Source organism: uncultured Pseudokineococcus sp. (genome assembly GCF_947495735.1).
GTDB lineage: Bacteria > Actinomycetota > Actinomycetes > Actinomycetales > Quadrisphaeraceae > Pseudokineococcus.
In genome coordinates this window covers 83303-96324 of sequence record NZ_CANMAA010000010.1, presented here as the reverse complement: position 1 = coordinate 96324, position 13022 = coordinate 83303, and the positions used below count along the sequence as shown (strand labels likewise).

Annotated in this window: 12 protein-coding genes; 6 read left to right on the top strand and 6 right to left on the bottom strand. The window is 74.2% G+C overall.

Annotation, left to right across the window (positions count from 1 at the left end; all coding sequences use genetic code 11):
- Positions 1-340: 340 nt before the first annotated feature.
- Positions 341-1261 (top strand): hypothetical protein, encoded by a 921-nt coding sequence (locus Q0848_RS13745; RefSeq protein ID WP_299038490.1) that lies wholly within the window; start codon positions 341-343, stop codon positions 1259-1261.
- Positions 1262-1340: 79 nt separating this feature from the next.
- On the opposite strand, the gene Q0848_RS13740 is transcribed toward Q0848_RS13745, so the two are convergent.
- The 5 genes from Q0848_RS13740 to Q0848_RS13720 form a co-directional block, all read right to left on the bottom strand.
- Positions 1341-2333: an ArsA family ATPase gene (locus Q0848_RS13740; protein ID WP_299038488.1), complete on the bottom strand. Its 993-nt coding sequence runs from the start codon at positions 2331-2333 to the stop codon at positions 1341-1343.
- 42 nt (positions 2334-2375) lie between these two features.
- Positions 2376-2654 carry a cory-CC-star protein gene (locus Q0848_RS13735; RefSeq protein ID WP_299038486.1) on the bottom strand — a complete coding sequence of 93 codons (279 nt, stop codon included), beginning with the start codon at positions 2652-2654 and terminating at the stop codon, positions 2376-2378.
- Positions 2651-4360: a carbon starvation protein A gene (locus Q0848_RS13730; protein ID WP_299038484.1), complete on the bottom strand. Its 1710-nt coding sequence runs from the start codon at positions 4358-4360 to the stop codon at positions 2651-2653. Before Q0848_RS13730 ends, Q0848_RS13735 begins: the two co-directional genes overlap by 4 nt.
- Positions 4361-4514: 154 nt before the next feature.
- Positions 4515-5522, bottom strand: a complete 1008-nt coding sequence (locus tag Q0848_RS13725) for a hypothetical protein (protein ID WP_299038482.1) — start codon at positions 5520-5522, stop codon at positions 4515-4517.
- 306 nt (positions 5523-5828) lie between these two features.
- Positions 5829-6695: a LuxR C-terminal-related transcriptional regulator gene (locus tag Q0848_RS13720; RefSeq protein ID WP_299038480.1), complete on the bottom strand. Its 867-nt coding sequence runs from the start codon at positions 6693-6695 to the stop codon at positions 5829-5831.
- Between the two features lie 483 nt (positions 6696-7178).
- On the opposite strand from Q0848_RS13720, the gene Q0848_RS13715 reads away from it, so the two are divergent.
- Complete coding sequence (locus Q0848_RS13715) at positions 7179-9239, top strand: hypothetical protein (protein ID WP_299038478.1); 2061 nt, start codon at positions 7179-7181, stop codon at positions 9237-9239.
- A 10-nt stretch (positions 9240-9249) separates the two neighbouring features.
- Entirely contained in the window at positions 9250-9897 is a 648-nt protein-coding gene (locus Q0848_RS13710; RefSeq protein WP_299038476.1) for a hypothetical protein, read from the top strand.
- Positions 9898-10065: 168 nt separating this feature from the next.
- On the opposite strand, the gene Q0848_RS13705 is transcribed toward Q0848_RS13710, so the two are convergent.
- Positions 10066-10989, bottom strand: coding sequence for a peptidoglycan-binding protein (locus tag Q0848_RS13705; protein WP_299038474.1), 924 nt, complete (start codon positions 10987-10989; stop codon positions 10066-10068).
- A gap of 451 nt (positions 10990-11440) precedes the next feature.
- Between Q0848_RS13705 and Q0848_RS13700 the strand changes: the two genes are divergently transcribed.
- From Q0848_RS13700 to Q0848_RS13690, 3 genes are all read left to right on the top strand, one after another.
- On the top strand, positions 11441-11803 hold the full coding sequence (locus tag Q0848_RS13700; RefSeq protein ID WP_299038471.1) for a hypothetical protein: 363 nt from the start codon (positions 11441-11443) through the stop codon (positions 11801-11803).
- 504 nt (positions 11804-12307) lie between these two features.
- A complete protein-coding gene (locus Q0848_RS13695) occupies positions 12308-12496 on the top strand; it encodes a hypothetical protein (protein WP_299038470.1) in 189 nt (62 codons plus the stop codon).
- Positions 12497-12636: 140 nt separating this feature from the next.
- Positions 12637-12966, top strand: a complete 330-nt coding sequence (locus Q0848_RS13690; protein ID WP_299038469.1) for a response regulator transcription factor — start codon at positions 12637-12639, stop codon at positions 12964-12966.
- The last annotated feature ends 56 nt before the right edge of the window (positions 12967-13022 follow it).

Sequence of the window (13022 nt, the reverse complement as noted above, 5' to 3'; positions counted from 1 at the left end):
CCGCGCCACCGCGCCACCGCACCATCACACCCAGTGCCGCTGCACGGCCCATCCCTCCGTCAGGTCCTGGACGGCGACTCGGACCGATCATCCAGTCGCCCGGCGCGGCCGCTGCCCTCTCGGGAGAGACCGCGCATGAGCTCGCTCCAGACCAGCCTGCGCACCGCCACCACCCGTCTCGCGGAGGCCGGCGCCGAGCCGACCTGCCGCAACACGACCTGACGCGCACACCGCCGCCTCGCCCTCTCGGCCCAGCCCGGCCACCCGCTCGCCGTACCCGGCGTGACCTGGCCGCAGCAGCCGTGATCAACCCCACCGGTCTCCACCCGATGGGCTGGGCATGGACACCGCCGTGATGCACCCCACCTACCTGCCCTTCAGCGAGGAGCAGGTGCTCGCCCGCTTCGCCGCGGTCGGTGGTGCCGGCGACCCCGCCGCCCGCCTCGACCACTACCGGGAGCAGCTGGCGGCTCAGGCCGCCGCGGAGGCCCTCAGCCGCATCCCCCGCCAGCAGTCGCTCGCGGCGGACTCGCCGATCGACCGCGACGAGCGCTTCTGGACGGCGACCGCGCTGATGACCCTCTTCGCGGGGACCGACCCGCTGCAGGACCTCTGCGCCGTGCTCGCCCGCGCCTACGGCGACGTCCCGCCGTTCCCCGGCTTCGCCTCGTGGGCCGACGCGCTCGGCCCGGACCCGCAGCTCTTCCTCGAGGCGTCCCTGCCGTCGCCCGCCAGCTACCAGCACCACCTGCGCCACGAGCTGCGTCGCCACGTGCTCACCTACCAGCAGTACCAGCAGGGCCGCGACACGACGAGGCTCGAGGGCGCGACCCCGGCCGCCGCCGTCATCGTCAGCCCGACCACCGGTGCCGCCGTCGTCGTCGAGGCGAAGGTGCTCTCCGACGTCGCCACGCACGTGACCTTCGACGTGGTCCGCAACCACCTGGCCCGCGTCATCGACGCCACCCTCGACGCGAACCCCGGCCTCGCCGAGCAGGCGCTGCGCGAGCGCCGCCCGGACCGCACGTGCGTGCTGCTGCTGACGCCGGAGGTCTTCCGCGACGACCCCACCTCCCGCCTCTACGGCCACCTCCACACCGCGTACACGACGCGCCCCGAGGTGCTGGCCCGGCACCTGGCCCACCGCCCCGGCCCCGTGGCGCGCGCGGCCGCCGGCCGTCTCGGCTGGCTCACCTGGGAGGACGTCGAGCGCGTGCGCCCCGGCAGCCTGCCCTGGCGCGCGGTGCCCGGAGGGCGGTGACCCCGAGCGCGGTGACCGAGGCCGCGGTGACGGCGGGCGCTCGTCGGCCCCGGCCTCGCTGAGGTCGGCCGCTCCGACCTCAGGGCGCGGTGCGCGCCACGAGGTCGGCGAACGCCACGAGCGCGTGCTCTCCCACGACGTCCTCCGCCAGCAGCGGCAGCTCGACGAGCGGCACGTCGGGCAGCGCCCTCCGCACGGTGGCCAGGTGCTCCTCCTCCTGGGCGTGCCGCCGGGCCAGGAGGTCTCCGGCGTCGGCGGGGGAGCGCTTGTTCACCACGAGCGCGCCGACGGAGACGCCGGTGCGCGCGAGCTGCTCGTGCAGCTCGACCGTCTCCAGCACGGGCAGCCGCTCGGCGGCGAGCACGATGGCGAAGGCGGTGCGCGCCTCGTCGGTGAGCAGGTCGCGCAGGTGCGCGAAGCGGGTGCGCCGGCGCAGCAGCACGCGGCGGATCTCGCTGTCGCGCTCGGCTCGCTGCTCGCGCCGGCCGCCCCCGCCGATCACGCTCGCGGCGGCGCCGTCGTCGTCGAGACCCCGGAGCGCGGCGCCGAAGCGGTCCGAGCGGCCCTGGCGGCGCAGCAGCCCCTCGGTCCAGGCGGACATCGTCTCGGGCAGGGACATGAGCCGGCTCGTGTGGCCCGACGGCGCGGTGTCGAGCACGACGAGGTCGTGCGCGGCGTCCTCGAGCACCTCGGCGAGGCGCTCGAGCACCGCCGCCTCGTGCGTGCCGGGGGCGTCGCGGGCGAGCGCGAGGTGCTTGTCCACCTCGCCGGACAGGTGCTCGGGCATGAGCCGGCGCATCGTGCGGCCCACCGCCCGCAGGTGCTCGTCGGTCGTGCGGCGCGGGTCGATCTCCAGCCCGTCGAGCCCGTCGGCCAGCCGCACGACGCCGTCCCCGACCGGGCGCTGCCACAGGTGGCCCAGGTTGTGGGCGGGGTCGGTGGAGACCACGAGCACGCGCCGGCCCGCGCGCGCCTGGGCGAGCGCCACGGCGGAGGCGACCGTCGTCTTGCCGACCCCGCCCTTGCCCCCGACGACGAGCACCTGCCGCGACGCGGCCAGCTCGATCAGCACGGTGCCCCCTGGACCCTCACGGCGACCCCGGGACGACCGGGCTCAGCAGCACGAGATCGAGTCCAGCGGCGAGCGCTCCATGTCCATGCGCCGGTGCCAGTCGTGGAAGCGGTCGTACATCACCGGCAGGAGCTCGACGGTGTAGTAGCTGACCGGGTTCGGCACGCCGAGGGCGTCGGCGAGGACGACCATCATGAACAGGTCGTCCTCGTCGCGCCGGGCCCGCGCGAACGTCCGGCGGTAGGGCGCCACGTAGAGCTCGCGCAGGCCCGCCGACAGCCGGGCCAGCGCGCCGGGGCGCTCGGGGAGGGGGCCGCTCACCGGTCGACGACGTCCTCCTCCACCGGCACCCGGCGGTCGTCGTCGTCGGTCTCCGGCGGGCCCGAGCGGGCCCTCGCCATCGCGATCGCGGCCTCGACCACCACCCACAGCGCGGCCACGATGATGACCGCGTCGAGGCCCAGCAGCAGCCAGCTGCCGCTGGCGTAGAAGGTCCCCAGCTGCACGACGGCCGCGAAGACCGACATCACCAGCACGAAGACCAGCGGCACGAGCACCGGCAGCACCGGGCGCCGCTTGCGCATGAGCATCACCGCGACGATCGAGAGCGTCAGCCCGGCGAGCAGCTGGTTCGTCGTGCCGAACAGCGGCCAGATGAGCATGCCGCCCGAGCCGTCGGCCCCGGCGCCGAAGGCCAGGCCCATGCCGACGACCAGCACGACGGCCGTGGCCAGGCCCTTGCCGACGCGCGCCCCGGCGAGCTGGGCGACCTCCTGCACGACGAAGCGCTGCAGGCGGACGCCGGTGTCCATCGTGGTCGCGGCGAACAGGACCGCCATCGTCGCGAGGATCGTCGCGGACAGCGACGGCGAGATGCCGAGGCCGGCGTTGACGATGCTGCTGCCGCCCTCGACGAAGGCCGTGACACCGCCCTGGCCGAACGCCGAGTAGACCGCCTCCCAGTTCGCGAGCATCTGGTAGCCGGCCGTGGTGGCGATGATCGCGCCGAGCGCGAGCAGGCCCTCGCCGACCGCGCCGAAGTAGCCGACGAAGCGGGCGTCGGTCTCCCGGTCCAGCTGCTTGGCGCTGGTGCCGGACGCCACGATGCCGTGGAAGCCGGAGATGGCGCCGCAGGCGATGGTGACGAACAGCAGCGGCACGAGGCTCGGCGTGCCCTCGGGGACGGCGGTGTTCACGGCGGGCGCGACGATCGTCGGCGAGGACAGGAGCACCGCGCCGTAGAGGATGCCGAGGCCGATGAACAGCTGCAGGCCGTTGATGTAGTCGCGCGGCTGCAGCAGCATCCACACCGGCAGCAGCGAGGCGACGCCGGCGTAGAGGAAGAGCACCAGCACCCAGAAGGCCGCGGCCGAGAGCCCGAGGATCGTCTCGGGGAGGACGACCGGCACCTGGTCGCCCACGAGGATGAGCGCGTACAGCGCCACCACGCCGACGACGGAGACGACCGCCAGGTTCATCTTCGCGCGGTAGATCAGCTGGCCGATGACCAGGGCGACGGCGATGGCGCCCCACACCGGGATGACCGAGGTGGGCGTGCTCACCAGCAGCCCGGAGATCACGACGGCGAAGGCCGCGTTGACCATGAGCAGCAGCAGGAAGATGACGACGAGGAAGAGGTTGCGCCCCCGGGCGCCGACGTAGCGGCCCGAGAGCGTCCCGATGGACTGGCCCTTGTTGCGGACCGAGGCCCACAGCGCCCCGAGGTCGTGCATCCCGGCGAAGAAGATCGTGCCGATCGTCACCCACAGGAACGCCGGCAGCCATCCCCAGATCACGGCGATGGCGGGCCCGACGATCGGTGCGGCGCCGGCCACCGAGGTGAAGTGGTGGCCCCACAGGACGTACTTGTTCGTCGGCACGTAGTCGACGCCGTCGGCGAGCTCGTGCGCCGGCGTGGGGATGCGGTCGTCCAGCCGGTAGATGCGGCTCGCCAGGTGCTTGGAGTAGAGGGCGTAGCCCGCGAGCACCATGACGATGCCGATGGCGGCGAGGAGCACTGAGTTCACGACTCTCCGATCTCGGGCGTCGTCGTCGACGACCGGTCCCCGCGGCGTGGGCGCCGGGCACGGTGGTGCGGGCACGGTAGCCCCGCGAGAGCCCCGGTCAGCGGTGTCGCTCCGTCCCGATCTGGTCACGACAGGCGCCATGGCGCCCGGGCGGTCAGGACGTCGGCCGCGCCTTGCCGGTCTCGGCGGTGCGCAGCCGGCGCGTGCAGTAGGCCTCGACGTCGGCGGTGGCCTTGGCGACGCGCTCGAGGCTGAAGACGGGCGGCTGGAGACCGCGGTCCAGGTGCTGGTGCAGGGAGGGCGGCACCTGCACCGAGGAGTCGGCGCGGCGGGCGACGAGGTAGGCCACGGACTCGGCCTCCCACTCCTCGACGTCGTGCGCGACGCGGCTGCGGTCGGGCCACCACAGCGGGTCCGGCGTCCCGAGGTGGCCGCACAGGACGTGCGCGACCTCGTGCACCAGCGCGACCAGGCGCGCCCGGGGGTCGAGGCCCTCGCGGAGGACGACGTCGTAGCGCAGGGGCACCTGCTCGGTGATCGTCTGCTGCCGGCCGCCGCGGGCGCGGCGCTCGCGGCGCAGGCTGCGGCCGGAGGCCGCGCGCGCCGAGCCCGCCTGCTGGGAGCCGAGCCGTCCGGTGGAGACCCGGACGCCGAGCCCGATGAGGTTGTCCTCGAGCCGGTCCAGGCGCGCCCGCACGTCGGCGTCGCTGCCGAAGGTGACGGCGAGCGGCTCGGTGATCTCGCGCGGCAGCGGCGGTGCGCCGTCCAGCGGCTCGGTGTCGGAGACGTCGTGGACGACCACCACCGGGCCGCGCGGCTGGAGGACCAGCAGCGGCTGGGCGTCGGCGCGCACGACCCGGCCGTGGGCCTCGCGCCAGCGGGCGGCCGTGAGGACGTGGGTCGACCCCGGCCTCTGGACGTGGACCAGGACGAGGTTGTACGGCCCGTACCGGCGGGAGGTGCCGACGAACCGCAGGAGGTCCAGGTACTGCGCGGAGGTCCGGTAGCGCTGCGCGCCGCGGACCAGGTCGTCGATCGACTGGCGCGCCTGCTCGGCGCCGGACGCCTCGGGGGCGTCGTCCTCGAGGTCCGGCTCCCGCGGGCCCTCGAGGTCGAGGTCGAAGGCCCCCTGGCCGACAAGGTCCGCCGCCCCGCTGCTCACCTCCGGATGCTGGCACGACTGCGCGTCCTCGGCGCGACGTCAGGCCGCGGCGGCGCATCCGGGCGCCCCGCGCCCCGGACGTGGCTGGGGACGAGGTCGGCGGCGCACGGGCCCGGGCGGCTGTGCGTCCGACCCGGTCGGACGGCCGGGCCGGAGCGGGAAGCGGGTGGTCGACGTGCGTGCGCAAGCCGTGGGCGGGTTTCGGCTGGCTCGATGAGGAGGTCGAGGGCCGGACCTGGCCGCAGCGCACCGCGCACCGGCGGGTGAGGTCGTCCAGCGGTCCACGGGCTCCCGCGGCGCGCCAGATCACCGGGCCGCCGGTCGTCGCGGTCCTGGGCCACCGAGGCGGAGGGCGCCGTCCTCGACCGGCCGGCTGAGGGCCTGGGTCCTCAGCCCGGGCAGGCAGAGCTCGTGCGCGCGGTTGACGGCCGTCAGACGGTCGTGGGCGTCCAGCTTGCGGTACAGGTGCTCGAGGTGCTTCCGGACGGTCGCCGTGCTGATCCCGAGCCGGCGCGCCATGACGTGGGCCGTGACGCCCGAGCTCAGGAGCACCAGGACCTCGCGCTCGCGCTCCGTCAGCAGGTGCGCCAGCGGGCTGCCGGCCACGAGCGATCGACGTTCGCGGTCCTCGACGACCGTCGCCACGTGCCGGTGGAGCGCCACCAGGGCCACCTGCAGCGCCTGGGCGATGCCCAGCTCGCGGTCGGTGAAGTCACTGCCGCTGCGTGCGACGGCGCAGCTGGGTCCGCCCTGCGCGGCCCGCACCAGCGGGACGCCGAGCATGTGCGGTGTGCCCATGGGCCCCAGCACCTCGCCGTAGGTGGCGGTCGCCCGCCACGCCTGCTGCGACAGGTGGTCGCTGACGCGCGAGGGACCGGGCCTGGAGTCGGCCGCCCAGTAGCTGGTGATCGGGTTGTCGTCGAGGGTGCGTCCCGCCTGCTGAGCCGGTTCGAGGTAGCGCGGCACCGCCGGGAGCAGCACCACGACGGCGCGGTGGGCACGGACGTCGATCTCGGTGAAGGCGCACACCTCGGCGGCGAGCAGGACCTGCAGCTGCTGCGCACCCCGCCGGGCCAGCTGCTCCAGGTCGTCGCTCTCGGACAGCCACGACGAGGCCTCGAGCACCGCGCGGCGGTCGCGGTCGGACAGGCAGGCGGCAGGTCCCCAAGCCATGACGCAGAGTGACAGTCGCTCGCTGGGGAGCACAAGAGCCGGGGGAGGAACCGCGCAGACCGATGCTCGCGGAGCCTCGTCCCGACGAGGCGACCCCGGTGCGCGTACGACAGGGCGTCCGTGACGTCGTCGTCGCAGCCGTCGTGCCCGGACAGGCCGCCCGTGCACGCCTGTGTTTCGTCGTCCCGCCGTCCGAGACCGTCTCCGCAGCGCGTCGACGTGATGCGACGTCGCGAGCTCTTCTGCTGGCCGGGCTCCACGACGATTCGATCATCGTGTCCTGGGAACCTCGCGGTCACCGGCCCACAGGTCCTCTGGGCGGGCGCTCGCCGCTGGAGGGCTGCGCGTCCATGACGCCCAGACGCCGTCCAGGCCTGTCATGGCGGAGCCGTCGTACGCACATGGGCGTATGTGCGACCGGCCCACCACCTCCTAGCGTCCTTGCCCAGTCGAGATGCGTTGACCGTTTCCCGAGGAGACGAGATGCCCCAGGTGCCGGTAGGCAGCCAGATGTACGTCGGTCGGGGTGTCAACACCGACACGGGCGCCGTCTTCGGCACCGCGGTCGCGTTCGACCCACCACAGCCCGTTGATGCCGGCGTCGGCCAGCAGGTCGTCTTCACGCTCGAGTCGGTCGCCAGCAGCCGCGAGCTGACCACCAAGCTGAGCGTCGCCACGTCCGCCAGCTTCAAGTCCTCCTGGGGCGTCTCGGCGGAGTTCAACCTCACCAGCTCGGTGACGGTCAACGACTACTTCACGTACGCCCTCATGCGCTGCCGGGTCGTCAACGCTCCTCAGGTCCTGCGCAACCCCGTACTCAAGCCCGAAGCACGTGAGCTGCTCATCCAGCGCGGCTGGGAGGAGTTCGCCGCCGCGTACGGGTGGGAGTACGTCGAGGGCTTCGTCCGAGGAGGCTCGTACTACGGACTCATCGAGGTGCAGACGAGCAGCAGGACCCAGCAGCAGGACGTCAAGGCGAAGCTGACGGGCTACTACGGGGTGTTCACCGCCTCGGCCGCTTTCGAGAGCGAGCTCAAGAGCATCGCGAGGACGAGCTCGGTGAACGTGTCGGTGACGCGCAGCGGTGGGTCCGGTGAGGTCGTGCGGTCCGACGTCGAGAGCATGTTGACGGAGGCGCAGCGCTTCCCTGAGACGGTCCTCGAGCACCCGGTGCCGGTCATGGCCCTGACGTCCGACTACCGGAGCACGGTGCCGCTGCCCCCGTTACCGGCGCCGAACTCCTTGGTCCGTCAGAACCAGCGCGACGTCCTCAACGACCTCGGACGTCACTACCTCAGGCTCCGTGACGCGAAGGCGAACCTCGAGTTCGTCCTCGCCCGTCCACTCAGCGACTTCGACGAGTACCGGTCGCTGGAGGGCGCTGACCGCGAGGCGACGCGACGCGACCTGACGAACGCTCTCCGGGACGTCGCGGTCGCCATCGACGAGGTGGTCGACCGCGGCACGAGGTGCGCCGTCGACCAGGGGCACTGCCAGGTGTTCTCCCCCGTCGTCGCCATGCCGGAGCTCCCGACCATCCAAGGAGAACTCGTGAACCTCAGGCAGCTGGAGGAGAAGGTGGCGTCCATGGAGGGGGCCCTGCGCGAGCAGGGCTTGCTCGGTGGCGCGCCGACAGTGCTGGACGGGCCACTGTCTGTCAGCGGTGACATCACCGCCGGTGCGGGCGCCGACGCGCGGCTCGTCAGCAGGCACGTCGCCGGCAAGGCGGCGGGCGCTGATGCCTCAGGCCCCCTCCACCTCAACTGGGACGGCGGGGACCCGGTGCACGTGGGAGGCGGCCAGCCGGCCGAGCTCGCCGTCCACGGTGACGTGAGGATGGACGCTGGCCGCTCCCTGACCTCGCCCGGCCGCCTGCACATCACCGGTGACGAGCACCTCTACCTCCTCAACCGGTCCGGCGTGAGCGTCAGCGCCGCCTGGGGCGGCAACGGAGAGCTCACTGTCGACGGACGGCTGGGGACCGCCGGGCGACACCCCACCCAGGGCATGCCCTCGGGGATCCACGGTGGGGTCCACACCTTCGACGTCGTCGCTGAGGGGGTCGTCGGCGTGGGCCCGCCGGGTGAGTTCAAGGCCTCGATGTGGTCGGACGGCGCGATCCGCGGTCGCGTCAAGCAGTTCGTGATCGACCATCCGTTGCGGCCGGCTGATGCCTCACTCGTGCACGCCGCGGTCGAGGGGCCCGAGAACGCGGTCTTCTACCGCGGCAGTGCTCGGACGGGCCCTGACGGGTGTGTCACGGTCCTCCTGCCGGACTACTTCGAGGCGCTCGTGCGGCGAGAGCGGCGCTCCGTCGTCGTCACCCCCGTCTTCACCGGGCCGGATGCCGCGGCGCCTCTCGCCGTCTCCCCGGTGGTGGACGGGCGCTTCGACGTCCGGACGGCCGACTGCTCGGCCCGTGCGCAGGGCTTCTACTGGGAGGTGCTGGCCGTCCGCGCCGACGTGGACCTCCTCGAGGTCGAACCGCCGAGGGAGCGTCCGGCCGGAGATGTCGGCGCGCCGTCCGCCCCCCCAGACCGGTGATGGCCGCACGGTGCCCACGACACGCGCGACCAAGGGGGAGCAGATGTCCTCGTCCATCCGGAAGGCGGCTTGGTGGAGCGTCGCCCCGGCCGCCGCCGCCGCGGTGCTCGGCGCTGCCGCCGTGCTTCTCTTCTCCCTGTGGATGACCGAGAGCGGCTGGTGGAGACCCGCTTCGCTGCTCCTGCTCGTCGGCGGGGCGGCCAGCCTGGTCGGGGCCTTCCTCGGGTTCCTCTTCGGCATCCCGCGGACCGTCATCGCCGCCCAGTCGGGCGCAGATGACGGCCGCGCGGTGGTGGGCATGTCCTACGCGTCGCTCGACAGGCTCTACGAGCGAGACGATGCCAGCAGGAACGGGCTCTCCGAGCGGGTCGGTCCCAACACCAACCTCGAGCAGGTCTCGGACTGGCTCACCAAGATCCTCTTGGGGGCCTCGCTCACCCAGCTCGGGCAGGCCCCCGCCTCCTTGGAGCGCCTCGCCAACGCCCTCGCGCCCGCGGTGGCGGCCTTCGCGCAGGCCGAGACCCGAGACGACGTGCGCACCTCGGTCACGGTGTTCATCGGCGCGCTGGTGGTGGCCGCCGCCATCCTGGGCTTCATCGCCGGCTGGTTGGTGGCTCGCGCATGGCTGCCGCTCCTCTTGCGCGCCGTGCGCACCTAGGACACGAGGACGAGTGGCCGGAGACCGGCCGCCAGGTCGGCCTGGCCCGCCAACCCCCGCCGGGCACGTCACGCGCCCGTCGTCGACGACGGGCGCGCCTTTCGGAGGAGCCAGTGCGTCAAGGGGCGGGGACACCCATTCTCACCGAGACGCCTTCGCCGGGAGACGTCATCTGTGCTGCAGTGCCGCCCACGTCAACTCACCGATCCGTCCGTCGACCTCCAGACCTCGCGCCGCCTGGAACGCGCGGACCGCGACCTCGGTGCGGAGCCCGAACCGCCCGTCCACCGCACCCGCGTAGAAGCCCAGCACTGCGAGATTCGTCTGGGCCTTCAGGACGCCGCCGTGGGCGTGGCCGCCGTCGAGTCCACGCGACAGCCCACTGGCTCGTCCCGAGTACGGGCCGAGCGGCACCAGATCCCCAAGCGCGGTCTCCGGCCTCGGCGGCTTGCGCAGCCGGTCTGCGACCCGGGCGACCGCTGACGCGGACCCGACGATCTCGAAGTGCATGCCGTCCGCCCGCCTGCGGTAGTCCTCCCCCCAGCGGACGACCCCGTCGAGCTGCTCCAGCATCGCCCGGATGCCCGCCACCTCCGTCGTCGACCAGGTGCCCCGACGCCCCAGCGGGTGCCGCGGCGCCGAGAGGTCGATCGCCGTGCCGGACGCGTGGTTGGAGAGCGAGCTCCCGAGCTTGATGGTGCGCTCGGCGTAGCCCCAGCACCCCGGCCACAGGAGGGGTTCGACGCTGTGGACGACCTCCGCGACGTGCACCAGGACCAGCGCCACGTCGCCCTTGCGGACCGTGATCTTCCCGCCCGGGATCGAGTACCGCCCGATCGCCGAGGGTTCCAAGGCCGGCCAGCCGTTCTGCGAGAGCGCCTTCCGACGGTCGGTGAGTACGCCGTGGCCTGAGCCGTCCCCGTCCTCCCGCTGGTCGTCCGCGTCCCGCTCGGCGTCGAGCTCGCGGACGAGGGCGTCCGTCGGCCCGGGCGGGGCGCCGTCGTCGGCCTGCGGGTCGTGGAGGAGAGGGTCGCCGTCGTCGACGACCATCGCGTCGTCGGCGTCCGTCGTGGGGTGCTCGAGCATGCTCATGGCGGCGCCTCTCTGGCAGTCGGTCGCACGGCCGCGGAGCCACGACGGCGCTTCTACGGCAGCGCCTGCCGCGCCGAAGTGCGCCTCCCGACCGTAGGCAGCGGTCAGCGCCCGCGGACATACGTCGATCCGCGTAGGCATCGGACAGCGCGTGGCGGCGGCTGGTCCCCAGCACGCCCGTCCTCGCGGTGCCGTGACCCCACCCGCCCGCCTGCCGCGGGTCCTCGCTCTCGGCGACGACGCCGGGCCCCGGGTGCCCGAGCGCGAAGACGCCCGCGCGACCGACGTCGTGGCTCTCGCCCCAGGCGCCGACGAAGTCCTCGCCCACGCCCACGCGCACGCGCGCGCCGCGGCGGCCCCGCACCTGTGGACGACCCCGGCGCGGCCCGGGCCGGCGCTCCTAGCGTCCAGTCGTGCCGGAGGGGCCGGCCACCATGCGGAGGAGGCGCTCATGGGCGGACGGGCGCGCGAGAGCTGGACCGACGTCGGCTGGGACGAGGAGGAGGTCGAGGGGCAGACCTGGCAGCAGCGGGCCGCGCACCAGAGCGCCATGAGCGTCGTCTGGCTGGGCGCCTCGTCCATCGCGGTCGGCCTGGTCGCCGGTCTCGGCTGGGTGCTCTCGCCCTGGTCGTGGGGCGTGGTGCTCGCCGTCGCGGGGCTCTCGGCGCTCCTGGGCGCGGCCTCGCTCGTGCACCTGGTGCGCCGGAGGGTGCGGCACGTCGTCGCCCTGGTCGTCGCGGCCCTCGCGGCCAGCTGGGGCGTCGGGACGCTCCTCCTCGTCGGCGAGCAGGTGGTCTACCTCCTGGCCGGGTGAGGCCGCGCGGCGACCAGGACGAGGCGACGTCGTCTGACGGCGGCCGTGCGCAGAACTGCGTATGTCCCCCGGAACCGGCGCGCCGCTTGACTGCTGGTGTCCGCCGACGCGGGACGCCCCGTCCGGCCCCGGCGGACCCGAGCGGGAGGGTCCATGGGCGACTGCGACTCGACGACGAGGGCGCCGGCCGGCGCGGGCCGAGCCACCCCGCCCGCGAGGACGCGAGGAGCCCCCGCGGGCACCGGGACGTCGTGCGCGCCGACCTCCCGTCCACCGGGGTCGTGCGCGCTCCGGGGTCCTGAGGTCCTCCTGGTCGGCGGTTGGGACGGCGCGCGGTTCGTCCACCGGCACCCGGACCTGCCCGGGCTGGCCGTCGAGAGCCCCCCGAGGGCCGCGCGGGGCGGTCTCGGACTCGCGGTGGAGTGGCCCGCTCGCCTACCCGGCCGCGTCGTCGTGGACGTCGGCGCTCTGCCGGGGGGGTGGACCCGGCTCAAGGTGGGCGGGGTGGTGGTCCCCGCCGAGGTGCGCCGCTGGGACCACCGCGGGGTCGTGCTGCGCTGGCTCGACGCGGAGGGCTCGTCCACGGCGGCGCCGCTCGCCGGCCGGGCAGGGCTCGCCGCGGCCGTCCTCGACGCCGTGGCCGGTGCGGCCTGGAGGACCTGGCTGCGCCGGCCCGCGGAGGGCGCGCGCTGAGGAGGGGGCTCGCCCCCGCCGTCAGCCGGCGCCCGGGCGGGAGGTGGCGGCTGACACCCGGGCGTTCTCGGGCGTAGCGTCCCGCGACCGACCTGCGGCGGGCGGGGGCTCGTGATGCTGACCAGCGAGGACCTGCGCGGGTGCTCGTGCGTCCGCACCTCACCGCGGCGGTCCGCGCCGCCCTCACCAGCGCGACGCCCTACGAGGTGATCCGCGTGGGTCGCGAGCCGGCGGTGCTCACCGTGACCGGTGAGGTGCTCCCCCCGCCCCGCGCCGGCCTGACGGTCCGCGAGTGGGAGGTGCTGGCCCTGCTCGCGACCGGGCTGACGAGCGCCCAGGCGGCTCGCCGGCTCGGCGTCAGCGCCCGCACCGTGGAGAAGCACATGCAGCACGTGCACGTGAAGCTCGGCGCCACCGGCCGCGTCGACGCGGTCGCGCGCGGGCGGGCGCTGAGGCAGCCGAGGTGGTGAGGGGCGTCCGGACGTCGACAGCGCTGGGCCCCTGCCGACCGCGTGCGCCTGAGGGT

Coding starts and splice junctions, on each gene's coding strand:
- Q0848_RS13745 (WP_299038490.1), top strand. CDS start 341: ATGGACACCGCCGTGATGCACCCCACCTACCTGCCCTTCAGCGAGGAG.
- Q0848_RS13720 (WP_299038480.1), bottom strand. CDS start 6,695: ATGGCTTGGGGACCTGCCGCCTGCCTGTCCGACCGCGACCGCCGCGCG.
- Q0848_RS13715 (WP_299038478.1), top strand. CDS start 7,179: ATGCCCCAGGTGCCGGTAGGCAGCCAGATGTACGTCGGTCGGGGTGTC.
- Q0848_RS13705 (WP_299038474.1), bottom strand. CDS start 10,989: ATGAGCATGCTCGAGCACCCCACGACGGACGCCGACGACGCGATGGTC.
- Q0848_RS13700 (WP_299038471.1), top strand. CDS start 11,441: ATGGGCGGACGGGCGCGCGAGAGCTGGACCGACGTCGGCTGGGACGAG.